Here is a 25,622-nt window from a genome sequence, read left to right as displayed (position 1 = left end):
GAAGAGTGCCCACACAAAAGCCCCGCCCGGCGGGGGGAGGACCGGGCGGGGCCTGATGTCCGACTATACTGCTCGCGTCAGCCTGATTGATGTGACGCGCCGGACACCTAGTCGATCCCTGAAGACGCTAGTCCATCACCTCGACGATGCGCCGCGAGCGCGGCTCGACCAGCACGGTCTCGCCGTTCACGACGGTGTAGCGATAGGTGGTGGCGCCGAAACGTTGCGGCACGTCATAATAGGTGACACCGCTTTCAGGTAGGGTGGCACCGACCACCACGCGATCCGGAATGCGGAAAGCCGGCACGCGTTGTTCGACGACATAGTCGCGGAAAGCCGGCCGCTGCTCGACCGCAATGGTCGGGCCGCTCTCGACGACGACGGGCGCGCGTCCCACGGTGACGCTGCTTTGCGCCTGCGCCGCAAGGGGCGAGCCGATCGAGGCCGCGAGCGCTGCAAGAGCAAGAATCCTGTTCCGCATGGGCAACTCCTTCGAGAAGGTTTTCGGGAAGCGCCACTGGCGCGACCGGTTGCCAATGCATGCGTCTCCGCGATGTTCCGGAAAACGCCCGCCGCATTCGCGGCATTTTCGGGCAGTTTTCGCGAAGCCGGGAACTCGCGCGCCCCCGGTGCGTCTCTACCCGCGGAACCCAGTCCGCTATGATCCCGCCGCGATTCGCCCCACCCACGGAAAGAAAATTCATGCACATCACCGTCGCCCACATCTCGCCGATCCTGTCGCTGCTTGCGGGTGTGCTCATCCTGATCATGCCGCGCCTCCTGAACCTGATCGTCGCGATTTTTCTCATCATAAATGGTGCGATCGGGCTCGGATTGTTGAAGTGGCTCCATCTCTAGGCCTTCATTCTAGGGAACTCTTCGACTTGCGCGGACCTGCCCAAAGTGGTGTAAGGCGCGCAATTACCCATTCCTCTCGCAGGTTGTGTGCAAGCTATGGCCAAAGCCGCCTCGAAAACTCCAGCGAAAATGCCAGCGAAATCAAAGTCCTCGACCAAGGCGAAAGCCGCGCCGGCGGCCCGCAAGTCACTTGCCAAGCGCGTCCCGAAGCCCATGGCCAAGGGCGCTGCCAAGCCGGTGGCCAAGCCGGCTGTGAAGCCCGCCGCCAAGTCGGTTTCCAAGGCTGTTGCAAAGGCACCGACGAAGCCGGTTGCACCGAAGGTCGCCGCGAAGCCGGTACCGAGCAAGACTGCTTCAACCAAGGCTGCGCCTGTTGCGGCCAAGGCCGGCAGGTGGGTGTTCACCTTTGGGGACGGCAAGGCCGAGGGCAAAGCGGAGATGCGCGATTTGCTCGGCGGCAAGGGCGCCAACCTCGCCGAGATGGCCAATCTCGGCCTGCCGGTGCCTCCGGGCTTCACCATCCCGACCTCGGTCTGCACCTATTTCTACGCGCATGACAAATCCTACCCGAAGGAATTGAAGTCGCAGGTTGAGAAGGCGCTCGACCATGTCGGCAAGTTGACCGGCAAGATCTTCGGCGATTCCAGGAATCCGCTGCTCGTTTCCGTGCGCTCCGGCGGCCGCGCCTCGATGCCGGGCATGATGGATACCGTGCTCAATCTCGGCCTCAATGACGAGACCGTGGAAGCGCTGTCGGAACTGTCAGGCGATCGCCGCTTCGCTTATGACAGCTATCGCCGCTTCATCACCATGTATTCGGACGTGGTGCTCGGGTTCGAGCATCATCATTTCGAGGAAATCCTCGACACCTTCAAGGACAGCCAGGGCTACACGCTCGACACGGATCTCACCGCCGACGACTGGGTCGATCTGGTCGGCAAGTACAAGGACGCGGTCGCGCGCGAAACCGGCAAGGATTTTCCGCAGGATCCGCACGACCAGCTCTGGGGCGCGATTGGCGCGGTGTTTTCATCCTGGATGAACGCCCGCGCGGTGACCTACCGCAGGCTGCACGACATTCCGGAATCCTGGGGCACCGCGGTCAACGTGCAGGCCATGGTGTTCGGCAACATGGGCGAGACCTCGGCGACCGGCGTTGCCTTCACGCGCAATCCCTCGACCGGCGAGAGCAAGCTCTACGGCGAGTTCCTGATCAACGCGCAAGGCGAGGACGTGGTCGCGGGCATCCGCACGCCCCAGGACATCACCGAGGAAGCGCGCAAGGACTCCGGCTCCGACAAGGCGTCGATGGAATCGGCGATGCCGGAGGCGTTCAAGGAGCTGACGCGGATCTACACGCTGCTCGAGAAGCACTACCGCGACATGCAGGACATGGAGTTCACGGTCGAGCAGGGCAAGCTCTGGATGCTCCAGACCCGCGGCGGCAAGCGTACTGCCAAGGCGGCGCTGCGCATCGCGGTCGAACTCGCCAATGAAGGCCTGATCACCAAGAAGGAAGCGGTGACGCGGATCGACCCCGCCTCGCTCGACCAGCTGCTGCATCCGACCATCGACCCCAACGCCAAGCGCGACGTGATCGCGACCGGCCTGCCGGCCTCGCCGGGTGCGGCCTCCGGCGAGATCGTGTTCTCCTCGGACGAAGCGGCCAAGCTTCAGGCCGACGGACGCAAGGTGATTCTGGTCCGGATCGAGACCAGCCCCGAAGACATCCACGGCATGCACGCCGCCGAAGGCATCTTGACCACCCGCGGCGGCATGACCTCGCATGCTGCGGTCGTCGCGCGCGGCATGGGCAAGCCCTGCGTCTCCGGCTGCGGCACCATCCGCGTCGATTACGGCCGCGGCACCATGAGCATCGGCTCACGCACCTTCAAGACCGGCGACGTCATCACCATCGACGGCTCGCTCGGCCAGGTGCTCGCCGGCCGCATGCCGATGATCGAGCCCGAGCTGTCCGGCGAGTTCGGCACGCTGATGAAATGGGCCGACCAGGTCCGCAAGATCGGCGTGCGCGTCAACGCCGACACGCCGGAGGACGCGCACACTGCGATCAAGTTCGGCGCGGAAGGCATCGGCCTCTGCCGTACCGAGCACATGTTCTTCGAGGAGACGCGCATCCGCACGGTGCGCGAGATGATCCTCTCCGAGGACGAGCAGTCGCGCCGCGCTGCGCTGGCAAAACTGCTGCCGATGCAGCGCGCCGACTTCGTCGAGTTGTTCGAGATCATGAAGGGCCTGCCCGTCACGATCCGCTTGCTTGATCCGCCGCTGCACGAGTTCCTGCCGCACACCCATGCCGAGGTCGAGGAAGTGGCGCGCGCCATGAACACCGACCCGCGGCGCCTGGCCGACCGCGCGCGGGAGCTGTCGGAGTTCAATCCGATGCTCGGCTTCCGCGGCTGCCGTATCGCGATAGCCTATCCCGAGATCGCCGAGATGCAGGCACGTGCGATCTTCGAAGCGGCGGTCGAGGCCGAGAAGCGCACCGGCAAGGCCGTCGGCCTCGAGGTGATGGTGCCGCTGATCGCCACCAAGATGGAGCTCGACCTCGTCAAGGCGCGCATCGATTCCACCGCGAAGGCGGTGATGCGCGACACCAACACCAAGCTGACCTATCAGGTCGGCACAATGATCGAGCTGCCGCGCGCCTGCCTGCTCGCGGCCGAGATCGCGGAGAGCGCCGAGTTCTTCTCATTCGGTACCAACGACCTCACGCAGACGACGTACGGCATCAGCCGTGACGATGCCGCAAGCTTCCTCGGCACCTACGTGTCCAAGGGCATCCTGCCGATCGATCCCTTTGTCGCGCTCGACCAGGAAGGCGTCGGCGAGCTCGTCAAGATCGGCGTCGCACGCGGTCGCAAGACGCGCCCCTCGCTCAAGGTCGGCATCTGCGGCGAGCACGGCGGCGATCCCGCCTCCGTCGCCTTCTGTCACGCGATCGGCCTCGACTACGTCTCCTGCTCGCCCTACCGCGTCCCGATCGCCCGCCTCGCCGCCGCGCAAGCCGCGCTCGGCAAGGCGATCGCGAGCCAAGCGTAAGGTAAGCGGCGAGTTGAATGTTGAGAGCGAAAGAGGCGGGGCCAAAACCCCGCCTCTTTCTTTTGAGGCGACGTTCTTGCCACACATTCAGTGTCATCGCCCGCGTAAGCGGGCGATCCAGTATTCCAGAGGCGGTGACGTGATAGGGAAGGAGCCGCGGCGTACTGGATGGGCCGCCTTCGCGGGCATGGCGGCTGTGGTCGAAGTGGCGATGGAACCGCGCGCGTCCCGTAATGACACGTGCGCGCAAGAGTTCCTTCACCATTCGCGTTGACCAGTTGTTTACCCCTTCGCGTGAGGGCGCATTTACCAAGGCGCATCATCGCCCCGTGAAAACACCTGCGATTGCTTGCGTGTGCCGCATGCTCAACGCCGATTAACGCCCCAGCAACCTAAATTAGATACTCACGATAAAGATCGAATTGCACGGATGTACTGCGGCTCGATTTTTCTAGCGTAAGCGTAGCGTGAGCGTATCGATGTTTTTGTTGCGTACCCATCCGAAGGGCGCGCGGTTCGCGTCCTTCGGCATCGGTCTCTGCATCTTCGCATTGATGCCGAGAGAGACCGGCTATCAGGACATTGCCTCGCTGCTGGCGCGCCAACCCGGCGTCGCGGAGCGTTGGCAGAAGCAGGTTTTCTCTGCTGCGTCCTCCATACAACTGGCCACTTACAGTTTTTCCCGGCCGATCGGCACTTCGGCTCCGCAGAGCGCGATGGTTCGTCTCGCGAGCCTCGACGGCCGCGACGTCACCGGCGCGATCAGCCGCAATCCGGCGCTGCAGGCGCCGCCCCGCTACCAGGCCGCCGATTTTCCCAAGGTCGATCGCTCCATGAAGGGTGACCGCCTCGCAACGGTCACACCGACGCAGGCTCCCGAAGCGGGCGCGCCGACGGCAGCGCCGACGCAGGAGGATCCCGCGACGTCGAACAGCTCGGTGTTCGGCGCCAAGACCGTCGCGCTGCCGCAGGCGATGTCGCCGGAATCCGCGGCCGCGCTGGATCCCGAACTCGCGGAGGCGCTGCGTGCGCCGCCGCTGCCGCAATACACCAATGCGCCACAAGCCAGCGACGCTGCGCGCTCGCTCGCGCTCCAGCCGCTCGAAGCGCTGAAGCAGGCCACCATTCCGGCTGCACCGCCGCGCGATCCGTTCCGGGTCAAGACCTCGAGCCTGTTCTTCGGCAGCTCCTCGCTCGGAGGCAACGTCGAGAGCATCGAGAGCTGGCAACCCGGTGCGGAGCCGCTGATCGTGATGCCCGACCCCGACATGAAGGTGACGGCGTCGCTATCGCCGCCGTCGGAGGATATTGCGAAGGATATCGAAAGCGGCGAGAGCGTCGCGCCGAAGGGTGAGGTCAACGTCGACAATCAGCGCGCCAGATCGCCGGCGGAACGGCTCGCGCTCGACGACAAGTCGCGCGCGAAGTCCGAAAAATGCCTCGCGGAGGCCGTCTATTTCGAGTCCCGCGGCGAGGCCGTGCGCGGTCAGATGGCGGTTGCGCAGGTGGTGATGAACCGCGTGTTCTCCGGCAAATACCCGGACACTGTGTGCGGCGCCGTCTATCAGAACAAGCACCGCCATCTCGCTTGCCAGTTCACCTTTGCCTGCGACAACAATGCCGACGTGATCCGCGAGCCCGAGATGTGGGACCGTGCGAAAAAGATCTCGAAGGCCATGCTCGACGGCCAGATCTGGCTGCCCGAGGTCGGCAAGTCCACGCACTACCACGCCTATTGGGTGCGCCCGTCCTGGGTCGCCGAGATGAAGAAGATGTACAAGACCGGCGTCCACACCTTCTATCGCCCACGCGCCTGGGGCGATGGCAGCGAAGAGCCGAGCTGGGGCACCCCGGCGCAGACCGCCGCGCTCTCCGCCGAGCTCACTCAGCAAGCCAAGAGCTCCGCCGAGATGGGCGCGACCGAGCGGCGGTAGCGCCTCACGCCTCGATATCCAGCGCGCAGTCGAAATTTGGCGCCGAATGCGTCAGCGCGCCGGATGAGGCGTAGTCGACGCCGGTCGCAGCGATGGCTGGGATCGAGTCCAGGGTGACACCGCCGGATGCCTCCAGCTTGAGGCGTCCCTCGTTGAGCCTGACGGCTTCGCGCAGCGTCGCAATATCCATGTTGTCGAGCAGCACGGCGTCGGCAAGGCCGGTGTCGAGCACCTCGCGCAACTGCGGAAGCGTGTCGACCTCGATCTCGATCTTGACGAGATGGCCGGCCTGGGCGCGGGCGCGCTCCAGCACGGGACGGATGCCGCCGGCGACCGCGATGTGGTTGTCCTTGATCAGGATCGCGTCGTCGAGCCCGAAGCGGTGATTGAAGCCGCCGCCGCAGCGTACCGCGTATTTCTCCAAGGCGCGCAGCCCGGGCGTGGTCTTTCGCGTGCAGCAGATTCTCATCCGGGTGCCCTCGGCGCGCGCAACGTAGTCCGCCGTGAGCGTCGCGACGCCCGACAGCCGGCCGACGAAATTCAGCGCGGTCCGCTCCGCCGTGAGGATGGCGCGTGCCGGCCCCGAGATCGTCAGCACCTGCTGCCCGCGGGCGACGCGCGCGGCGTCGCGAACATGTGCGCGTACCTCGATGTCGGGCGAAAGCTTTTGCAAGGTGGCGAGCGCCAGCGGCAAGCCGGCGATCACGCCGGACTGCCGTGCGACCAGGATCGCTTGCGCCTTCGTTGCCTCGGGGATCGTCGCAAGCGAGGTAATGTCGCCGGCGCGGCCGAGATCCTCATCGAGCGCGCGGAGCACGGCCTCGTCGATCGCGAGCGGGGAGAGAAAGGCGTCGGGATAGAGCAGAGAGGTCGGGGTGATCATGGCAGACTCCGTCAGGCGATCATGGGTTGTGCGGTGCGCGGTGTCGGGCGTTCGCTCAGGCTGTCCGCGACCTCGCGTACTGCTGCGAGCGTCGTCATCGTGCGCTGCGCGAGGGCGGGTACGTCCGCGGCATGGTCGGAGCGGAAATGCGCGCCGCGGCTCTCGCGCCGGTTCCAGGCCGACGCCGCCACGAGCAGGGCTGCCGTTGCCATGTTGCGGACCGCGATGCTCGTGGCCTCTCGTTCGAGCGCGGCGAAGCTGCGAACCGCGTCCGCAAGCCCGTAACCGTCGCGGATCACGCCGACATGCGCGCTCATCAGCATCCGCAGCCGCTTCACGGCCGCAGCATCCGGTGCGCCGCCGCGCGGCGTCGCCGCGTCCGCAAGGCGGGCGGGCGAGGGGCTGGTGCGGCCGGCGATGTCATCGGCGATGCGTGCGGCGTAGACCACGGCCTCGAGCAGCGAATTCGACGCAAGCCGGTTCGCGCCATGCGCGCCGGTGGACGACACCTCGCCGCCGGCCCACAGCCCGTCGATCGAGCTGCGGCCGCGATGGTCGACGGCGATGCCGCCCATGTGGTAGTGCGCCGCCGGTGCGATCGGGATGGCCTGCGTGGCGGGATCCATGCCAGCGGCCATGCAGCTTGCATGAACCGTCGGGAATCTGTCGCCAAAACGTGCGCCCAGCGCTTGCCGCGCATCGAGAAAGGCGCCGCGCCCGGCCGAGATCTCCGCGAACACGCCGCGGGCCACGATGTCGCGCGGAGCGAGCTCGGCGAGCGGATGGCGCGCCGCCATGAAATGCTCGCCACGGCCGTTGATCAGCGTCGCGCCTTCACCGCGCAGCGCTTCGGTGGCGAGCGGCGCGGGATCGCGACCGACCATGATGGCGGTCGGGTGAAATTGCACGAACTCGGGATCTGCAATCACCCCGCCGGCGCGTGCGGCGATCGCAAGGCCGGATCCGCTGGCCTCGCGCGGATTGGTGGTGACGGCATAGAGATGGCCGATGCCGCCCGTCGCGAGCACCACCATCCGCGCGGCGAGCAGGATCGGCTGTGCTGCCGCGTCGCCAGCTTCGCGCAATCGTAGGCCGGCGACCGCGCCGTCCTCGGTCAACAGCGCTTCGGCGACGAAACCTTCGATCAGCCGGATCGACGGCGTGCGCCGCACGGCTTCGCTCAGCGCCGCGATGATGGCGGCGCCCGCGCCATCGCCACGCACATGTACGATACGCCGCGCCGAGTGTGCGGCCTCGCGCCCGACTGCGAGCCTGCCTTCGAGATCGCGGTCGAACGGCACGCCATAGGCGAGAAGGTCGTGAATCCGCGGTGCGGCCTCGCGCGCGATCCCGAGTGCGACAGCTTCGTCGACGATGCCGCAGCCAACTGCAACCGTGTCCGCGGCGTGCGCTTCCGGCGTATCCCCTTCAGCCATTGCCGCGGCGATGCCGCCTTGCGCCCATGCGGACGACGCGCCCTGTCCGAGCGGCGCCGCCGAGATCAATATTACCGGCCGCGGCGCGAGCTTGAGCGCGCAGAACAATCCGGCAAGGCCGCCGCCGACGATGACGACGTCGTCGGAGCGGGGGAGGGTGTTGATGTTGTTTGTCATGGCTTTATCTCAGTTCTTCAAATTGATCATCCGCTCGACCGAGCGCCTTGCGCGGTCCGCGAGCGCGGGATCGATCGTCACTTCTTCGCGAAGCGTCAGCAGGCTCTCCAGAATGTTGGCGAGCGTGATGCGCTTCATGTGCGGGCAGATGTTGCAGGGGCGCAGCATCTCCACATCGGGCAGCTCGGCGCGCACATTGTCGGCCATCGAGCATTCCGTGATCATCACCAGCCGTCGCGGCCGCCGCTCGCGCACCCAGTTGATCATGTGCGCGGTCGAGCCCGTGAAGTCGGCCTCGGCCAGCACGTCCGGCGGGCATTCGGGATGAGCGATGATCTGCACGGAGGGATCGGCCTCGCGGTAGCTGCGCAGCTCGGCGCCAGTGAAACGCTCGTGCACCTCGCAGGCGCCCTTCCAGGCAATGATCTTCACGTCGGTCTTCGAGGCCACGTAAGTGGCGAGATAGCGGTCGGGCAGGAAGATCACGCTTGGTGCGCCGAGGCTTTCGACCACCTGCACCGCGTTCGACGAGGTGCAGCAGATATCGACCTCGGCCTTCACCTCCGCGGAGGTGTTGACATAGGCAACGACAGGCACGCCGGGGAATTTTTCGCGGAGCAGGCGGACGTCGGCGCCGGTGATGCTGGCAGCGAGCGAGCAGCCGGCGCGCGTATCAGGAATAAGCACCGTCTTGTCCGGATTGAGCAGTTTCGACGTCTCCGCCATGAAGTGCACGCCGCACTGGACGATGATGCCGGCCTTCACCCTGGTGGCTTCGACCGCGAGCTGGAGCGAATCACCGCCGATGTCGGCGACGCAGTGGAAGATCTCCGGCGTCTGGTAATTGTGCGCGAGGATCACCGCGCCCCGGGCCTGCTTCAGCTCGTTGATCGCCTTGATCGTCGGGGCCATCAGCGGCCATTCGATCGGCGGGATGACACGTTTCACGCGCTCGTAAAGCGGTGCGGTGGCTCGCTCGACCTCCGGCGTCCATTCCAGTGAAGGCATCGGCAGCGAAGGTCCGGTTCGCGACTGCTTGGCCTGTGCCGGGGTGATGACGTGGCCCTGCGGCCGGTTGGCAAAGTCGTCGGGGCCGTAAATTCCAGTTAGCGGCATCCAAGCCTCCCGTGCATGTCATTTGTACTCATTTTGAGCATATATAAAGCCTGAGAAATCCGGCCGACAGGCCGGGGATCATTCGATATGCTCGATATGAGCAAATATAAAATAACACGTCGTGTTGGGAGCCGCCAGATCTTGCCGCACACGTTTCCGTTAAGTCGCGCCCGGCGCGTCGGCTGAGGCCGCGAGGAAATGCAATGCTCCCGCGCCAGCTCTTCGCGGAATGCAATCGTTTTTGACTTGGGGTTTCCATGCAGATGCATTAAACGAGCTGGCTCGCGGCCGCCATTTGCGAATCCGCGACCACGCACGAGGAACAGCATGTCGATACAGATGGGTGAGCTCGGTTCGGTCTCCCGTTCCTCCTCCTGGCGCACGCCGGCGATCATCATTCTCTGCGGCTGCGCGATCGGGATGCTCGGGTTCGGCCCGCGCTCGGCGCTGGGCTTCTTCGTACAGCCGATGAGCCATGAATATGCCTGGGGCCGCGACGTGTTCGGCCTCGCGATCGCGTTTCAGAATTTGCTGTGGGGACTGGGCCAGCCCGTCGCCGGCGCGGTCGCCGATCGCTTCGGCCTGTTTCGGGTGATGTGCGTCGGCGCTCTGCTCTATGCCGGGGGCTTGCTCCTGATGCGCTACTCATCGACGCCGCTGTCACTGAACATCGGCGCTGGTGTCATGGTCGGCTTCGGTCTCGCCGGCTGCTCGTTCAATCTGGTGCTCTCGGCCTTCACCAAGCTCTTGCCGGCCGAGAAGCGCGGCCTTGCGCTCGGCGCCGGTACTGCGGCGGGATCGTTCGGGCAATTCCTGTTCGCGCCGATCGGTGTGGCCCTGATCGACAATTTCGGCTGGCAGCAGGCGCTCACCGTGTTCGGCTTCCTAATGCTGCTGATCATTCCGTTGTCGCTGGCGCTCTCGACGCCGCCGGTCGCAAGCACGGCAAACGCGGCGCCTGCGGACCAGCAGACCTTCACCAAAGCGCTCGCGGAAGCCTTCGGCCATCGCTCCTACGTGCTGCTGGTGCTCGGCTTCTTCACCTGCGGCTTCCAGCTTGCCTTCATCACGGTGCATCTGCCGGCCTTCCTGGTCGATAGCGGCATCTCCACGCAGATCGGCGGCTGGGTGATCGCGGCGATCGGCCTGTTCAACATCATGGGATCGCTCAGCGTCGGCTATCTCCAGAACAGCCTGCCCAAGCGCTACATCCTCTCGACCATCTATTTCACCCGCGCGCTTGCGACGCTTGCCTTCATCTCGTTTCCGATCACGCCGTTCTCGGCGATTGCGTTCGGCGCGGTCTCCGGCCTGACCTGGCTGTCGACCGTGCCACCGACCTCGGCACTGGTCGCGATCATGTTCGGCACGCGCTGGTTCGCCACGCTCTATGGCTTCGCCTTCGTCAGCCATCAGGTCGGCGGCTTCCTCGGCGTCTGGCTCGGCGGCATCGTGTTTGAGCGGTTCGGTTCCTACACGCCGATCTGGTGGCTCTCGATCCTGTTCGGCGTGCTCTCGGCGCTGATCAATCTTCCGATCGTGGAGAAACCGGTCCAGCGGGCGGTTGCGCAGCCTGCCTGATCGGCTAAACATCCCCTGAAACAAGTCAGGGAGTTTTGCTGTGGCGACGTTCAAGGCGATCCGGATCGACAAGGCGGACAAGGGCACCACCGCGCAGCTCACGCAGTTCGACGAAGCCGAACTGATGGAGGGCGACGTCACCGTCCGCGTGGAATGGTCGACGTTGAACTACAAGGACGGCCTTGCGCTCACCGGCAAGGCGCCGGTGGTGCGCCGCTTCCCGATGATTGCCGGCATCGACTTCGCCGGCACCGTCGAGCAGTCCTCGCATCCGCAATGGAAGGCGGGCGATAAGGTTGTCTGCACCGGCTGGGGCATGGGCGAGACCCATCTTGGCGCCTATGCCGAGAAGGCGCGGGTGAAAGGCGACTGGCTGGTCGCTCTTCCGCAGGGCCTATCGGCGCGCGACGCCATGGCGATCGGCACTGCCGGCTTCACCGCGATGCTGTCCGTGCTGGCGCTGGAGAAGCACGGAGTGTCGCCGAACAGCGGTCCGGTCGTGGTGACGGGGGCTGCAGGCGGCGTCGGCTCGGTTGCGACCGCCGTGCTCTCGAAGCTCGGCTATCACGTCATCGCCTCCACCGGACGTGCGTCCGAAGCGGACTATCTGAAAGAGATCGGCGCGGCTGAGGTGATCGACCGCAACGAATTGTCGGCGGCCGCCAAGCCCATCGCCAAGGAGCGCTGGGCGGGTGGCGTCGACAGCGTCGGCTCGACCACGCTCGCAAACCTGCTGTCGATGACGAAGTACGGCGGCGCGATCGCGGCCTGCGGCTTGGCTGCCGGCATGGACCTGCCGTCTTCCGTCGCACCCTTCATTTTGCGCGGGGTGTGCCTTCTCGGCATCGATTCCGTGATGTGCCCGATCGAGCCGCGGAAAGCTGCCTGGCAACGCCTGGCGTCCGATCTGGACCGGTCAAAACTAGCTGAAATTACTCACGAAATTCCGCTTTCTGAAGTTCCGGAGTGGGGCGCGAAAATCCTCGCCGGCCAGGTCCGCGGTCGCACCGTTGTAAAAATTGTCTAACGGCGTTCAGACTTTACCAACCATGCTGCTTCAATGTCGCCATGGTTAGTATGGTAAGCAGCAGGTAAAGAGATAAGGCATAGCCCGCTGCGGGGTTGGTTCGGAGTTGAGCATGCTTGCGCGTATTGTGTTGGGGGCGGTCACGGCGGTAGCGACGCTTACGCCGGCCATTGCTGGAAGCATGAACGCCGATGAGGCGCGCCGCTTCGTCGCCGGGAAGGTGTTTGCTTTCACCTGTTTTGACGGCACCCGCGGCGCTGGCCGCATCATGGACGACCTCGGCGCCGCTGGCGCAGTGCAGTTCTCGGGTGCAGGTCCGGTGAAACATCTCCGCCTGCCCGGCAACACGCTGCAGATCCGCGGCCAGAACGTCTGCGCCTCGATCAAGGGCATTCCGTTCGAGCCCTGTTTCAACCTTGAAAAGACCGACGATCGCAGTTTCCGCGGCTCGGTATCGGGGATGGGCTTCGCCTATTGCGACTTCCATCACCAGGGCGGCAACCAGATGCTGATGGCGCGGGCCGTCGCGCGGCCGCGCTCGCTGCGCACCTCGGAACACACGGGTTCGGTCGGCACGCCCAACACCGAAGTCGCCGCGCGTGTCGAGACCCCGCGCGTCGAGAGTAGCCGGCTCGAGCCGGTGAAGCCGCAAGTTAAATCGGAGCCCGCCAGGGACGACGCCCCGCTGGAGCTGCGCCGCTCGACCCAGTGAGTTGGCTGCGCGCGTCCGCGCACTTTGTCGTTGAGAGCTGCCATCAGACACGAAGCCGCCGCGCCGTAGTCATACGGACGGCGGCTTTCATGCGTTGGTAGCTGTTCGCGCCCCAGTTTAGGTACGGCCGGGGGCGCGGCCCGATAAAAGGGTTCAACGATGTCGCTGTACTTCTTCCGTATCAGCACGGGCCGCTATTCCGGTGCTGCCGACCAGCCATATGAGTTCGAGGACCGCGCCGCGGCCTGGACCGAGATGACCGAAGTCTGTGCCAATTTGCTCGGCGGCATCTCGCGCGGCCTGAAACAGGACGCCGAATGGCGCATGGAGCTGCTCGACGAGAACAAGGAGCCGGTGTTCCGGATCAGCTTGATTGGCGAGAGCCAAAAGGCCCTTGGTCGCACTGGCTAGAAATCGGGCATCCTACCGCCGCGTGTGGTTAACCTGTTAAGCGCGCGGACCGTGCCGTTTTCAAGGGATTTTCCGATAAGTCCGGTATTTGTCCGGGGGCGATCGTTAACCAGATCACCACACCTGAAGCTCAGTTTTTAGGCAAGGGCGATCAACGCCGAGGGCGGCCGACAATGACTTGGCCGCGCAACCCGGGAAACGCCCTCATGTCGAGACTCATCCAGAATCTGCAAATCGGTACCAAGCTCGCGCTCGCTTCGGCGTTCGGCGTTGTTCTCGTCGGCGCCATGATCGCGAGCCAGGTCATCGGCAACAACAACGTGCGGCATTCCAACCAGGCCGCGCTTGCGCAGCAGGAATTGGTGCGCGAGGCTACCGAAGCCAAGCTTGGGATACGCGGCTTGCAACTCGCCGTACGGGACATGCGTCTCGCCAACAATCAGGGTGACTTGCAAAAGGCGAGCGAGCTTCTGCTGGAGCGGTCGAAAGCACTGAACGGCGTTGTCGATTCCATGCTCAGGTTGTCGCACGCCCCGGAAAACCGCGCGCGGATGGAGAAGCTCAAGTCTACGTCGGCCGATTACCTGAAGGGCGCGCAGCAGAACGCCTCTGTTCGCAGCGAGGCCATTGCGGTTGCGGCCACGGACCCCGTCCGCGCCGCCAAGATTTCCGAGGAAGGCGCGCGCCAGATCCGCGAGGTGACGCTGCCGCTTGCCACACAGCTGGACAATTTGACCAGCGAGATTGCCGATTTCGCCAAGCACAAGAGCGATGAAGAAATCGCTGCCGCGAGCCAGGAGATGGCCGTGAGCGAGCGTCTCGGCATGGTGGTCGGTGCGTGCGCCGTGCTCGTCCTCATCGGTTCGTGGCTGATGTCCTTCCTGACCATCGCGCGGCCGATCCGCGCGCTCACGGTTGCCATGGACAAGCTCGCTGGTGGTGACTTCTCTGTTGTCCTGCCGGGTCTCGGCCGCAAGGACGAGGTCGGCGGTGTCGCCGCGGCCGTCGAGAAATTCAAGGTCGTGTCGGAGCAGAAGGCGCGCCAGGAAGCGGAAGCCAAGATGCGGCAGGACCAGGTGGCGGCCGAGCAGCGCAAGGCCGATATGCGCAAGCTTGCTGATAGTTTCGAAGGCGCCGTCGGCGAGATCGTCGATACGGTGTCGTCGGCCGCGACGGAGCTCGAGGCTTCGGCCTCGACGTTGACCTCGACGGCGGAGCGGGCACAGGAACTGACGATAGTTGTGGCTGCGGCCTCCGAGGAGGCGTCGACCAACGTGCAATCGGTGGCGTCGGCCACGGAAGAGCTGTCGTCTTCAATTACGGAGATTAGCCGCCAGGTGCAGGAATCGGCGCGGGTCGCGAGCGAGGCGGTTACCCAAGCCCGAACCACGACCGACCGTGTCGGAGAATTGTCCAAGGCGGCGGCTCGCATTGGCGACGTGGTCGAGCTGATCAACACCATCGCCGGCCAGACCAACCTGCTGGCGCTTAATGCCACCATCGAGGCGGCACGCGCCGGCGAGGCCGGTCGCGGCTTTGCCGTGGTGGCTTCCGAAGTGAAGGCGCTTGCCGAGCAGACCGCGAAGGCGACCGGCGAGATCGGCCAGCAGATTTCCGGCATTCAGGCCGCGACGCAGGACTCCGTCGCCGCCATCAGCGCCATCAGCAACACCATTGAAAAGCTGTCCGAGATATCGTCCACGATCGCGGCGGCCGTCGAGGAGCAGGGCGCGGCGACGCAGGAGATCTCGCGCAACGTGCAGCAGGCGGCCGAAGGCACCCATCAGGTCTCGTCCAACATCACCGACGTGCAGCGCGGTGCAGGCGAAACCGGCTCGGCATCGTCGCAGGTGCTGGCAGCCGCGCGGTCATTGTCCGGCGACAGCAACCGCCTCAAGCTCGAGGTCGGCAAGTTCCTCGACACCGTGCGCGCCGCCTAAGAACCTCGTTCCAGACAGTTCGGAAGACGCCCTGCCTCCTCAGGCGGGGCGTTTTTGCATCCTGATCTTCGCCGCGAACGTCTCGCGCATGACTTCGGCGAACGTCGGCTGCAAAAGCAAACAGTGGCGACCTCAAGCTGAAATTTACAACTTTCTGGCGAGATTATCTCTTCCATTTCAACTGTTTGGGTTGAAATCTCAGTATTTCTCCGAGCCCTCCCGTTAACCAGAATGAGTAACCCTAAGGAATAGATTCTCCGGCAAGGGCGATCAACGTCCATGCAGCCGGCAAGGACTTGGCTGCGTGTTTCCTTTGGGGGAAACGTACCATGTTGAGCCCTGCTCATCATCAGCAGGTCCGAACTCAGTCCGCCAGCGCGTGGAGTCGGCTCGGACATGTTCGGATCGGCACGATCTTGCCGATCATCATCTCTGCCCTGGTCGTTCTTGGGTTGGCCTCGGCCGGATTCATCGCCTATGAGGCCGTCCTCAAGAGGCGAGAGTCCGAGGCATTCCTGAAGGTCAATGCAGTTGCGCAACTGCTGCTGCGCAGCGCAGGACATTGGGCGATTGAACGCGGGCTGACCAACGCCGTGCTGAAGTCTCCTGATGTCGTCAGTGCCGAGCGCCGTGCGGAAATCGCAAAGGCGCGCGCGACGGCCGACGAGGCCTTTCGCCAAGCCGTCCTCGATATCAGCGCGATTTCCGAAATGACGGCGGGGCAAAGACAGATTGCGGACGCAGCGACGAAATTCGAGGCGCTGCGTCTCCTGCGTGAGAAAGCCGACGCGGGAATGTCGCGCTCGCGCGTCGAACGCGAGCCTGACCTCGTAGATGGCTTCGCGCCAACGATTACGGAGGTGATCGACGTCGCGAGCAACCGCTTGCGGCTGACGCTCGAAACACTCACCAGCCCGCCCGTGGCAAGGCTGGCCCAGCTCATCGGCTTGCGACATCTGACAGCTCAGATGGTCGAGAATGCTGGAAGGGAGCGGGCCCTGCTGGCTGGGGTCGTCGGTGCGCGCGCGAAGCTCGGGATGGAGGGCTATGAGCGCCTTTCGGCGCTGCGGGCCAAGGTCGAACTCGCATGGGACACGGTATTGCCGGTGCGGCTGCGTTCGGACCTCGCCCTGCAGATCGGCGAGGCGATGACGGAGGTCGAGAAATCCTATTTTGGTGCCTACGGTGAAACGCGGGTGACTGTGCTCGCCGGTGGCGAAGGCGGGGACTACAGAATCACGGGACCCGAGTACTTCACGCGGGCCACCGCCGGCATCAATGCAGTGCTGAAGCTCGGTGAAGCCATTGGCGCGGCCGCTGACCGCGAAGCCACGATGCAGGCAGAGGTCAGCACTCGTAATTTTGTTTTCACAGTTGTGTTGCTCTGCGCCTCGGTGATGCTCGCTGGCCTCAGTTTCTGGATCACCTTTGGCCGGATCCTCAAGCCGCTTTCAGCCATTTCGGTTGCGATGCGTGGGCTCGCCAATGGCGACTTCACGACGGTCGTGCCTGGCACCTGCCGAGGTGACGAGGTCGGCGAGATGGCGCGGACCGTTGAAGTCTTCAAGCAAAACGGCCTCGAAGTCGAACGCATGCGCGGCGATCACGCTGCGGCCGAGAGCCGGGCAGCCGAGCAGCGCAAGGCGGAGATGCGGAAGCTGGCCGACGGCTTCGAAGCCGCGATCGGGGAGATCGTCGACACCGTCTCCTCGGCAGCGACCGAGCTCGAAGCCTCGGCGTCGACCCTCACATCGACCGCGGAGCGAGGGCAGCAGCTCACGACCATGGTTGCTGCGGCCTCCGAGGAGGCGTCCACCAACGTGCAAGCGGTGGCGTCGGCCACCGAGGAGCTGTCGTCTTCTATCACCGAGATCAGCAGGCAGGTGCAGGAATCGGCCCGCGTGGCCAACGAAGCTGTCGGCCAAGCGCGTGTCACCACTGAGCGCGTCAGCAAATTGTCCAGGGCGGCGACGCGGATCGGCGACGTGGTCGAACTGATCAACACCATCGCGGGTCAGACCAATCTCCTGGCGCTCAACGCGACCATCGAGGCCGCGCGCGCCGGCGAAGCCGGTCGCGGCTTTGCGGTTGTGGCCTCCGAGGTCAAGGCACTCGCCGAACAGACCGCAAAGGCCACTGGCGAGATCGGGCAGCAGATCGCCAGCATCCAGACCGCGACCGAGCATTCGGTCGGCGCAATCAAGGACATCAGCGGCACTATCGAGAAGCTCTCGGAGATTTCCTCTACCATCGCGGCTGCCGTGGAAGAGCAGGGCGCGGCGACACAGGAAATCTCCCGCAACGTGCAGCAGGCGGCGGAAGGCACCCATCAGGTCTCGGCCAACATCACCGATGTGCAGCGCGGCGCGAACGAGACCGGCTCGGCGTCGTCGCAGGTGCTGGCGGCGGCCCAGTCGCTCTCTGGCGACAGCAACCGCCTCAAGCTCGAGGTCGGCAACTTCCTCGATACCGTGCGCGCAGCATGACGCGGTCGCCGTCACCAATCATCGATCGACTACAACCGCCGCGCGAAGACGCGCGGTGGTTCGCATGCGTTCGCAGTTGGATGTCGCGGCGCGATGAGCCGCACGGTTAACCTTCCGGAAAACCGATGCAGTCATGATCCCCGCAATATTCCGGGTGCCGAGTCGCCCTCCTCGTATTGCGTATCAATCGTATTGGAGCACATTCCATGAGTGGCCCTTCCATTCGTCTCACCCATAAGGTCATGGCGATCGGACTGTTCGGATTGTTGGGTCTCGTCGCCTTCGGCGCGATCTACGAGATCGGCAGTCTCTCCCAGGACGCCTCCCGCGAGATTGCCAACCGCGCTCGTGCGATCGCTGACCTCGACAAGCAGCTCTCGATCGAGATGCTGGAGGCCCGCCGCAACGAGAAGAACTTTCAGCAGCGCCGCAACGAGAGCTACGCCAAGGCACATGCCGAATTGATCGTGCCGATCAATCGCGACTTCGACGAGGTGGAGCGGCTGATGTCGGCCGGCGGCTTGGGCGCGCTGTCCGACCGGATGAAGCAGGCCCAGGACGGCTTCAAGCGATACGCGTCGGACTTCGGCGCATTGGTGGCCGCGGAGACCCGGCTCGGCTTAAACGAGACTCTGGGCCTCTCCGGCTCGCTCCGCGCCGCCGTGCACGACATTGAGGCCAAGCTCAAGGAGATCGACGATCCCAGGTCCACGAGCTGGATGCTGATGATGCGCCGGCACGAGAAGGACTTCATGCTGCGGCGCGACCCAAAATACATCGCCGAGATGAAGAAGGCCGCGGTCGAATTCTCCAAGGCGATAGAGGTCGTCGCAATCCCTACGGCAGTGATGAACGACATCACAGCCAAGCTGCAGAAATATCAATCCGAGTTCACGGCGTGGGTGGAGACGGCGCAGCAAACTGCGGCCCTCGACGCCAGCATGATGAAAACGTTCCGTGGGTTAGAACCGAGCATGATCGAGGTGCGCAACACAGTCGAAGACCTCTACAGGAAGGCCGACGTTGCGGAAGCTGCGACCCGCGATGCCGTGCGCATGTGGATGATGGTCGCCTTCGCCATTGCCGTCGTCGTGCTCGCCGCGGTGGGCTTCCTTCTGGGACGTTCGATCTCGAAGGCGCTTGCCGGCATGGTCGGCGCGATGACGCGGCTTGCGCGCGGCGAGCTTTCGATATCCGTTCCGGGCATCGGGCGCAAAGACGAGATCGGCGAGATGGCCGGTGCCGTCGAGGTGTTCAGGACCAATATGGCGGAGGCCGAGCGGCTGCGCACCGAGCAGGTCGAAGCTGAGGCGCGCGGGCGCCAGCAGCGCAAGGCCGACATGCACCGGCTCGCCGATACTTTCGAAGGCGCGGTCGGCGAGATCATCGATACTGTTTCGTCGGCGGCAACCGAGCTGGAGGCCTCGTCAAATACGCTGACGCAGGCTGCCGAGCGCGGCAACGGGCTTGCCACGGTCGTGGCGGCCGCCTCCGAAGAGGCCTCCGCGAACGTGCAGTCGGTGTCTGCAGCGAGCGAGGAAATGACCTCCTCGATCTCCGAGATCAGCCGTCAGGTGCAGGAATCGGCCCGTGTCGCCGACGTGGCGGTCGGGCAGGCCCAGCGCACCAATGCACGCGTCGCCGAACTGTCGAAGGCCGCCGCCCGCATCGGCGACGTGGTCGAACTGATCAACACCATCGCCGCCCAGACCAACCTGCTGGCGCTCAACGCGACGATCGAGGCGGCGCGTGCCGGCGAGGCCGGCCGCGGCTTTGCCGTGGTCGCTTCCGAAGTGAAGGCGCTCGCCGAGCAGACTGCGAAGGCCACGGGCGAGATCGGCCAGCACATCGGCGCGATCCAGACCGCGACGGAAGATTCCGCCGGTGCGATCAAGGAGATCGGCGACACCATCGCGCGGATGTCGGAGATCTCGTCAACCATCGCCGCCGCGGTCGAGGAACAGGGTGCCGCCACGCAAGAGATCTCCCGCAACATCCAGCACGCCGCGAATGGCACCTCCGAAGTCTCGGCGAATATCGGCGATGTCCAGCGTGGCGCAGGCGAAACCGGGGCGGCCTCGGCGCAGGTGCATTCGGCTGCGCAATCGCTGTCGCAGGAGAGCCATCGGCTGAAGAGCGAGGTCGCGCGCTTCCTGGATTCGGTACGGGCGGCGTGACAGCCGTCGCCTTCCGCACATTGCGTCGCAAGTGGACAGGTCGCGTCGCAGCATCAGGTGGCTGTGCAGCTGCACAGTTGGTTGCAGGAGAAATAACGACCGTCAGCGCTGTCCCGTAATTTTACGTAGGGCCCTGTTAACGCCTGCTTGCGACTATGTGTGCAATCTCACGGGACAAGAACCAGCCAGCATTGTTGAACTGACCTCCGTCTCGCCATCTTCGTGGCGGTTTGCGGCGCGGACAATTTGCGCGTTGCCAGGTAACATCGGGATTTGTCGTGATGTCGAAATTGTCGATCGTCTTCAAGCTTCTGGCCGTGTTGTCGGTCCTGGTCCTTTCGCTCGCCGGCGTTGGCGTGACGGCGATCGGCACCATGCAGAACATCAATTCCCATACGGTCGAGATCGCGGAGAGTTGGCTGCCCAGCGTGCGCGCGCTCGGCTCGCTTCGCGCCGACATCAACGAGCTGCGCGTCGCGCTCCGTCTGCATCTGATGCAGGACAGCGTTGAGGGAAAGGACGCCGCCGAGAAGCGCTTGGCCTCGCTGCGCGCGCGCATCGACCAGACCCGCAAGGTCTACGAGCCGCTGATCACTTCGGCCGAGGAGCGCTCGCTCTATGGGCAATGGAGCACGGCGTGGGCCGAGTATCTGAACGGCGTGCAGGACGTGATGGCACTGTCGCGCAAGGGCGTTGGCCGTTTCCCGGCCGACGCCAACGAGCTGCTGCAGACCAAGGTTGCGAAGATGGCCCAGGCCGCCGATCCCCTGCTTCAGAAGGGCATCGAACTCAACAACCGGGGCGCCGAGCTTGAGACGAAGCAGGCCGCCGACAGCTACGCCATGATCTTCCGCGTGCTGGTCGGCATCATCGTGCTCTCGGTCGTGATCGCGATCGGCGCCGCCTATTACCTCGTGCGCGACGTTTCTCGCGGCATTGCCTCAATCATCCGCCCGATGCAGTCCCTCGGCGAGGGCGACCTCTCGGCCGACGTTCCGCATCGCGGCGAGAAGACCGAAATCGGTTCGATGGCAGATGCGCTGCAGATCTTCAAGGAGGCGCTGATCGCCAAGAAGGCCGCCGACGAGGCCGCTGCGCGCGACGCCGAAGTCAAGATCGAACGCGGTCGCCGCGTCGATGCCATCACCCGCAAGTTCGAAGCCATGATCGGCGAGGTGGTCGGGACCGTCTCCTCGGCCTCGACCGAGCTCGAGGCCTCCGCCTCGACGCTGACCAACACCGCGCAGCGCGGACAGGAACTCGCGACCGTCGTCGCAGCCGCCTCCGAGGAAGCCTCGACCAACGTCCAGGCGGTGGCATCCGCTTCGGAGGAGCTGTCGTCCTCCATCACCGAGATCAGCCGCCGCGTGCAGGATTCGGCGCGGATGGCGGCGGAGGCCGTCGAGCAAGCGGCGCGGACCAACGACCGTGTCAATGCGCTGTCGCAGGCGGCGTCCCGCATCGGCGACGTCGTCGAGCTCATCAACACCATCGCGGGCCAGACCAATCTGCTGGCGCTGAACGCGACCATCGAGGCCGCGCGTGCCGGCGATGCGGGCCGCGGATTCGCGGTCGTCGCCTCCGAGGTCAAGGCGCTGGCCGAGCAGACCGCGAAAGCGACCGGTGAGATCGGGGCGCAGGTCTCGGGTATCCAGGCGGCGACGCAGGAATCGGTCAGTGCCATCCAGGAGATCGGCGGCACCATCGAGCGGCTCTCCGAGGTGGCTGCGGCCATTGCCGCCGCCGTCGAGGAGCAGGGCGCGGCCACGCAGGAAATCTCGCGTAACGTGCAGCAGGCCTCGGTCGGCACGCAGGAGGTCTCGTCGAACATCACCAACGTGCAGCGCGGTGCGATCGAGACCGGCGAGGCTTCGACCGAGGTATTGTCGGCGGCGAAATCGCTGGCGACCGACAGCACCCGTCTCAAGGTCGAGGTCGCGCAGTTCCTGGAATCGGTTCGCGCGGCCTGACGCTCACGTGCTCGTCTGCGGAGCCGGCGGCGGTGCGATCTGCCGCCGGAACAGGATACGCTGGTAGAGCCAGCCGATCGCGACCAGCACGATGCCGAGGCACATGAACGATAGCGCGCGGTAGACGCCCGTCAGCGTCGACATGTCGATGACGAAGGCCTTGAGGATCGTCAACGCGATCACGACGGCCGATGCCAGCCGCGCCCGCTCCGACTTGACGAGAATGCCGACGCCGAGCAGCACCACGCCGAAGCCGAGCCAGCCGATCGAATAGGTATATTGCTCGGCGCCCGTCGTCGCCCCGGAGGAGAGGATCGGGCCGTGATGGAAGCGGCGGATCTCCAGCGTGACATAGATCAGCGCGAACAGCAGCGCGCCGCCTGCAATCGTGTTGGCGTAGGCCTTGCCGCGTTCGCCGGCCACGGCATAGGACAAGAGCAGCATCAGCACTGCCGGCAGCGCGTAGCCGAGCAGCAGCAGGTTGAACACGGCGCCGCCGACGTCGGTGCGCCACAGCAGCGGGTTCTCCAGGATCAAGAGACCGAACACGCTGACGAGCCCGGCGATCACCGTGAGCACCACCGCGCCGACATTGTGCACGACGCTGCGGCTGCGCAGCCGCAGGCGCTCCAGCCCGATCGCCATGGCGAGCGTCACGCAGGCCTGGAGCGCGCATTCGAGCAGCGACGGCGCCGACGTCACGTCGCCGCCGGTCGCAAAATGGCGGATCTCCATGAAGGCGAGCAGCGCGGTGAACAGGATCGCGGCGCTCTCGACCATGCGCAGCGGGGCGTCGTCGCCGCGGCGGCGCAGGAACAGGCTCGCCGCCCAGAACGATGCCGCCGGCAGGCCGTAGCCCCACAACAGCCAGTTGAAGATCGGCGTGGTTCCGACGGCGTCGCCGACGATGCGCGGGTCATAGCCGATCCGAGCGGTGACGAGGCCTGCGAAGATCGCGGCCAGCCAGCGCAGGAACGGGATCGGCCGCTGCATCGAGATCCAGGCGGTGCCGAGCGACATCAGCGCCAGTGCGATCGTGAGCCAGCCCTTCTCCAGCGCAAACGTCAGCGCCAGCGCCAGCGCACCGAGCGTGCCGGTCGCGAACAAGGCCGTGGAGATCATGGCGCCCGGCCGGGTCTCGCGGCGCGCAAGCGCTTCGGTGGCGGCGCCGAAGGCGGCGGCGAGCAGCACCGCGAGGATGGCGAACGGGATCGAGCGATCGAGATGCGCGATGCGTGCGTAGAGCGCGACCAGGATCGCGATCGGCGTCGCGACCCCCGCGACCGACCACACCACCGGAATGATCGCCGAGTTCGAACGTCCCTGCGCGAGGAAGCCCGCGATGCCGAAGCCGGCGGCGAAGATCGCCGCCATCACCAGATGCAGCGTCACCGCGCTATCGATCGCCGTCGGTGCGATGCCGGCCATGGGACCGCTCGGCAGCACGAGCATGTCGGGATTGGCGCGCACCGCCCATTCGGCGAACACGACGAAGACGGTCGCGGCGGCGGCACCGAGTGCGCCGGTCGCCGCAGGCGCGCGCCAGGCGACCAGCAGCGTCGCGCCGACCAGCAGCGTGAAGGCGATCAGCGCCAGATCCGCATGCGCGCTCGACAGCACGATCAACATCGCGCCGAACAGATAGGCACCGAGTGAGCCCGACGAGACCGGCTCGATCTCACCGTCCTCGATCGTCGGGCCGAACATGAAGCCGCAGACCACGAGAAGAGCGGCAAGAACGAACCCTGCGATCACATGGAAAGCGTGCGGCGCGACCTGCAGGTCGCCGGCATCGAGCCCCGGAAAGATCCAGAGCACGGCGAAGGCGATTGTCGTGACCGCAAGCCAACGCCACAGCCGGATACGGGCAAGGCCGAAGCTCGCGGCGGTGACGATGGCGAGATAGATGTAGAGCGCCCAATAGTCCGGCTTGTCGCTGGAGACGAGGATCGGCGTCACGAAGGCGCCGACCACGCCGAGGCCGGCGAGCGCGGGTCCGTGCAGGAGCGCGGCAGCCAGCGTGCCGAGCGCGACGAGGCCGAGCAGCACGAAGGCGGTCGCGGGCACGAGGAAGCCATAGAGCGCGTACGCCGCGTAGATGGTCGCAAATGCCACCGCCGTACCGGCTGCGGTGAGGATAGCGGGAATGTTGGCGATCGGCAGCGCGGCGATGTTGGAGATGCTCTCCTTGCGCCGTGACCATTCGCCGGCGCCCAGCAGCGCCAGCGCGAATACGCCGCCAAGGAACACGCGCACGCCGGGGCCAAGGAGGCCAGCCTCGATCGAATAGCGCACCATGAAGAAGCCGCCGAGCGCGAGCGCCAGGCCGCCGATCCAGACTACCCAGCGCGTGCCGAGCCGTTCCTCGAACCCGGGCGCGGGTGCGGGCAGCGGCGGCGTCGCGTCGGCCTCGGTGCTCGCTTCGAGCGGAGGCGGTGAAATATCTTCGGTGACGAGCGGGGGCGGCGCCTCGGCTCTGGCTTCGGCTTGGGGCACAAGCGGCGGCGGCGCTGCGGAAGTTGTGGGGGGCGCGTCAGCCCACACATCTGCGGGGATCAGCGGCGGCTGCACGGGCCGTTGCGCGCGGAACATCTCTTCGAGCGAGCTTAGCCGTCGTCGCAGTTCAGCCGCCTGGCTGGAAGCCTTGATCGCGATGATGAAGGCGATGATCGCAATGATCAGCGCGAAGACGTCAAACGGGCCGTCAGACATAAAGCCTCCAGGCAACCGGCGGGCAGGGGCCGATCACGCATATCTCGGGTTAGCGCCGGGAGCGTACGCGCAAGCCCGGCGCGGGTCGCTCCTGAAGCACGTCGCGACGGAAGCGGTAGAGCGCCGCCGGACGTCCGCCCGTCTGTGTCGACATCACCCCGGTCGGTTCGACCAGGGCTTCCATTTCGACCAGGCGGCGGAAATTTTGTTTGTGCAGGTGTCGGCCGGAGATCGCCTCCACCGTATACTGCAATTCGGTAAGTGTGAACTCGGCGGGCAAAAGTTCAAAGACCACAGGACGATACTTCAGTTTTGCACGCAGTCGCGCGACCGCTGTCGCAAGAATCCGGCGGTGGTCGAAGCGCATGGATGTGCCGAGCGCGGACAGCGCCTTGCGCGCTAATGCCGCAGGGCGACCATCGCGCCGCGCTTCCTCGACCAGCCCTGCCTCGTACAGGAGCTCGTAGCGGTCGAGCACGCGCTCCTCGTCCCAGGACGCGCCGTCGAGACCGAAATAGAACCGCATCCGATCCTTGCGCGGCAATGCGCGCGTCGTCTCCGGCGTCTCCTCTTCGGCCCAGCCGGTCAATGCCGGGATGATGTCGTCCGCGATGATCGCGGGCGGCCCCTCGCGCCAGTCCTCCCAAGGCAGGAAGCGATACCACGGCGCGAAGCTCGCACTCGTGGCTGCCAGTTCGCCGCCGAAGGCGCGCGTCAGTGCGAGATAGCCGATCGACACCATGTGCGCGCCGGTGTCGCCAGCCTCGGCATGCCGGCCGCGATCGCCGAACGTGTAGAGCTGCTCGACATAGCCGAGCCGCAGGCCCGTCTGTTTCTCGACCCACGCCCGCAGCCCGATCTCGAAAGTGCGATGGCTAGGCGCATCGAACGGGCCGAACGGCAGGCCGGCCAGGCCGTCACTGTCGCGCGCGGTGAGGATCAGCGGTTCGTGATCCTCGATCGCGACGATCGCGGCGGTCAGGCCGATCTCGATCGGCGTCAGCAGCTTTTCGCTCATGCGATGGCGATCGCCGGTGCGGCCGTGAACTGGTCATGCCCGGGCTTGTCCCGGGCATCCACGTTCTTCGTGCCGCAGCAAAGGTCGTGGATGGCCGGGACAAGCCCGGCCATGACGATGT

At 65.3% G+C, this 25,622-nt stretch carries 17 protein-coding genes; 11 read left to right on the top strand and 6 right to left on the bottom strand.

The window, feature by feature from the left end; all coding sequences use genetic code 11:
- Nucleotides 1-127: 127 nt before the first annotated feature.
- Entirely contained in the window at nucleotides 128-481 is a 354-nt protein-coding gene (locus IVB07_RS28635) for a DUF1236 domain-containing protein (RefSeq protein WP_018454893.1), read from the bottom strand.
- A 221-nt stretch (nucleotides 482-702) separates the two neighbouring features.
- On the opposite strand from IVB07_RS28635, the gene IVB07_RS28630 reads away from it, so the two are divergent.
- The 3 genes from IVB07_RS28630 to IVB07_RS28620 all read left to right on the top strand — a co-directional run bounded on the left by IVB07_RS28630 (nucleotide 703) and on the right by IVB07_RS28620 (nucleotide 5,855).
- Entirely contained in the window at nucleotides 703-858 is a 156-nt protein-coding gene (locus IVB07_RS28630; RefSeq protein WP_007594951.1) for a DUF3096 domain-containing protein, read from the top strand.
- Nucleotides 859-954: 96 nt separating this feature from the next.
- Nucleotides 955-3,921, top strand: a complete 2,967-nt coding sequence (ppdK, locus tag IVB07_RS28625) for a pyruvate, phosphate dikinase (RefSeq protein ID WP_018454892.1) — start codon at nucleotides 955-957, stop codon at nucleotides 3,919-3,921.
- A gap of 479 nt (nucleotides 3,922-4,400) precedes the next feature.
- On the top strand, nucleotides 4,401-5,855 hold the full coding sequence (locus IVB07_RS28620; RefSeq protein ID WP_018454891.1) for a cell wall hydrolase: 1,455 nt from the start codon (nucleotides 4,401-4,403) through the stop codon (nucleotides 5,853-5,855).
- 4 nt (nucleotides 5,856-5,859) lie between these two features.
- Here the strand turns inward: IVB07_RS28620 and nadC are convergent, their stop codons facing one another.
- From nadC to nadA, 3 genes are read right to left on the bottom strand one after another with little or no spacing between them, the layout of a single operon-like run.
- Nucleotides 5,860-6,738, bottom strand: coding sequence for a carboxylating nicotinate-nucleotide diphosphorylase (gene nadC / locus IVB07_RS28615; protein ID WP_085352608.1), 879 nt, complete (start codon nucleotides 6,736-6,738; stop codon nucleotides 5,860-5,862).
- A gap of 11 nt (nucleotides 6,739-6,749) precedes the next feature.
- Nucleotides 6,750-8,351, bottom strand: a complete 1,602-nt coding sequence (locus IVB07_RS28610; protein WP_247766783.1) for an L-aspartate oxidase — start codon at nucleotides 8,349-8,351, stop codon at nucleotides 6,750-6,752.
- Between the two features lie 9 nt (nucleotides 8,352-8,360).
- Nucleotides 8,361-9,467 (bottom strand): quinolinate synthase NadA, encoded by a 1,107-nt coding sequence (gene nadA, locus IVB07_RS28605; RefSeq protein ID WP_247766782.1) that lies wholly within the window; start codon nucleotides 9,465-9,467, stop codon nucleotides 8,361-8,363.
- A 327-nt stretch (nucleotides 9,468-9,794) separates the two neighbouring features.
- On the opposite strand from nadA, the gene IVB07_RS28600 reads away from it, so the two are divergent.
- The 8 genes from IVB07_RS28600 to IVB07_RS28565 all read left to right on the top strand — a co-directional run bounded on the left by IVB07_RS28600 (nucleotide 9,795) and on the right by IVB07_RS28565 (nucleotide 21,771).
- Nucleotides 9,795-11,048 carry an MFS transporter gene (locus tag IVB07_RS28600; protein WP_018458839.1) on the top strand — a complete coding sequence of 418 codons (1,254 nt, stop codon included), beginning with the start codon at nucleotides 9,795-9,797 and terminating at the stop codon, nucleotides 11,046-11,048.
- Nucleotides 11,049-11,088: 40 nt separating this feature from the next.
- Nucleotides 11,089-12,075 carry an MDR family oxidoreductase gene (locus IVB07_RS28595; protein ID WP_085352604.1) on the top strand — a complete coding sequence of 329 codons (987 nt, stop codon included), beginning with the start codon at nucleotides 11,089-11,091 and terminating at the stop codon, nucleotides 12,073-12,075.
- A 112-nt stretch (nucleotides 12,076-12,187) separates the two neighbouring features.
- Nucleotides 12,188-12,787: a hypothetical protein gene (locus tag IVB07_RS28590; protein ID WP_026233672.1), complete on the top strand. Its 600-nt coding sequence runs from the start codon at nucleotides 12,188-12,190 to the stop codon at nucleotides 12,785-12,787.
- A gap of 159 nt (nucleotides 12,788-12,946) precedes the next feature.
- A complete protein-coding gene (locus IVB07_RS28585; protein WP_007594936.1) occupies nucleotides 12,947-13,198 on the top strand; it encodes a hypothetical protein in 252 nt (83 codons plus the stop codon).
- A gap of 206 nt (nucleotides 13,199-13,404) precedes the next feature.
- On the top strand, nucleotides 13,405-15,138 hold the full coding sequence (locus tag IVB07_RS28580) for a HAMP domain-containing methyl-accepting chemotaxis protein (RefSeq protein ID WP_240543332.1): 1,734 nt from the start codon (nucleotides 13,405-13,407) through the stop codon (nucleotides 15,136-15,138).
- 329 nt (nucleotides 15,139-15,467) lie between these two features.
- On the top strand, nucleotides 15,468-17,624 hold the full coding sequence (locus IVB07_RS28575; RefSeq protein WP_247374553.1) for a methyl-accepting chemotaxis protein: 2,157 nt from the start codon (nucleotides 15,468-15,470) through the stop codon (nucleotides 17,622-17,624).
- Between the two features lie 206 nt (nucleotides 17,625-17,830).
- Nucleotides 17,831-19,801 carry a HAMP domain-containing methyl-accepting chemotaxis protein gene (locus IVB07_RS28570; protein ID WP_247766781.1) on the top strand — a complete coding sequence of 657 codons (1,971 nt, stop codon included), beginning with the start codon at nucleotides 17,831-17,833 and terminating at the stop codon, nucleotides 19,799-19,801.
- 281 nt (nucleotides 19,802-20,082) lie between these two features.
- Nucleotides 20,083-21,771 (top strand): methyl-accepting chemotaxis protein, encoded by a 1,689-nt coding sequence (locus tag IVB07_RS28565; protein ID WP_018458833.1) that lies wholly within the window; start codon nucleotides 20,083-20,085, stop codon nucleotides 21,769-21,771.
- A 3-nt stretch (nucleotides 21,772-21,774) separates the two neighbouring features.
- Here the strand turns inward: IVB07_RS28565 and IVB07_RS28560 are convergent, their stop codons facing one another.
- Entirely contained in the window at nucleotides 21,775-24,483 is a 2,709-nt protein-coding gene (locus tag IVB07_RS28560) for a DUF2339 domain-containing protein (RefSeq protein WP_247363575.1), read from the bottom strand.
- 49 nt (nucleotides 24,484-24,532) lie between these two features.
- Nucleotides 24,533-25,501: an NAD regulator gene (locus IVB07_RS28555; protein ID WP_247363573.1), complete on the bottom strand. Its 969-nt coding sequence runs from the start codon at nucleotides 25,499-25,501 to the stop codon at nucleotides 24,533-24,535.
- Between the last annotated feature and the right edge of the window lie 121 nt (nucleotides 25,502-25,622).

The organism is Bradyrhizobium sp. 172 (assembly GCF_023101065.1).
Classification (GTDB): Bacteria; Pseudomonadota; Alphaproteobacteria; order Rhizobiales; family Xanthobacteraceae; genus Bradyrhizobium; species Bradyrhizobium canariense_D.
This window is presented reverse-complemented; position numbering and strand designations above follow the sequence as displayed.

What these genes read in the sequence shown, in the direction of transcription:
- IVB07_RS28635 (WP_018454893.1), bottom strand. Translation starts at nt 481, where the DNA reads ATGCGGAACAGGATTCTTGCTCTTGCAGCGCTCGCGGCCTCGATCGGC.
- IVB07_RS28630 (WP_007594951.1), top strand. Translation starts at nt 703, where the DNA reads ATGCACATCACCGTCGCCCACATCTCGCCGATCCTGTCGCTGCTTGCG.
- ppdK (WP_018454892.1), top strand. Translation starts at nt 955, where the DNA reads ATGGCCAAAGCCGCCTCGAAAACTCCAGCGAAAATGCCAGCGAAATCA.
- IVB07_RS28620 (WP_018454891.1), top strand. Translation starts at nt 4,401, where the DNA reads ATGTTTTTGTTGCGTACCCATCCGAAGGGCGCGCGGTTCGCGTCCTTC.
- nadC (WP_085352608.1), bottom strand. Translation starts at nt 6,738, where the DNA reads ATGATCACCCCGACCTCTCTGCTCTATCCCGACGCCTTTCTCTCCCCG.
- IVB07_RS28610 (WP_247766783.1), bottom strand. Translation starts at nt 8,351, where the DNA reads ATGACAAACAACATCAACACCCTCCCCCGCTCCGACGACGTCGTCATC.
- nadA (WP_247766782.1), bottom strand. Translation starts at nt 9,467, where the DNA reads ATGCCGCTAACTGGAATTTACGGCCCCGACGACTTTGCCAACCGGCCG.
- IVB07_RS28600 (WP_018458839.1), top strand. Translation starts at nt 9,795, where the DNA reads ATGTCGATACAGATGGGTGAGCTCGGTTCGGTCTCCCGTTCCTCCTCC.
- IVB07_RS28590 (WP_026233672.1), top strand. Translation starts at nt 12,188, where the DNA reads ATGCTTGCGCGTATTGTGTTGGGGGCGGTCACGGCGGTAGCGACGCTT.
- IVB07_RS28585 (WP_007594936.1), top strand. Translation starts at nt 12,947, where the DNA reads ATGTCGCTGTACTTCTTCCGTATCAGCACGGGCCGCTATTCCGGTGCT.
- IVB07_RS28580 (WP_240543332.1), top strand. Translation starts at nt 13,405, where the DNA reads ATGTCGAGACTCATCCAGAATCTGCAAATCGGTACCAAGCTCGCGCTC.
- IVB07_RS28575 (WP_247374553.1), top strand. Translation starts at nt 15,468, where the DNA reads ATGTTGAGCCCTGCTCATCATCAGCAGGTCCGAACTCAGTCCGCCAGC.
- IVB07_RS28570 (WP_247766781.1), top strand. Translation starts at nt 17,831, where the DNA reads ATGAGTGGCCCTTCCATTCGTCTCACCCATAAGGTCATGGCGATCGGA.
- IVB07_RS28565 (WP_018458833.1), top strand. Translation starts at nt 20,083, where the DNA reads ATGTCGAAATTGTCGATCGTCTTCAAGCTTCTGGCCGTGTTGTCGGTC.
- IVB07_RS28560 (WP_247363575.1), bottom strand. Translation starts at nt 24,483, where the DNA reads ATGTCTGACGGCCCGTTTGACGTCTTCGCGCTGATCATTGCGATCATC.
- IVB07_RS28555 (WP_247363573.1), bottom strand. Translation starts at nt 25,501, where the DNA reads ATGAGCGAAAAGCTGCTGACGCCGATCGAGATCGGCCTGACCGCCGCG.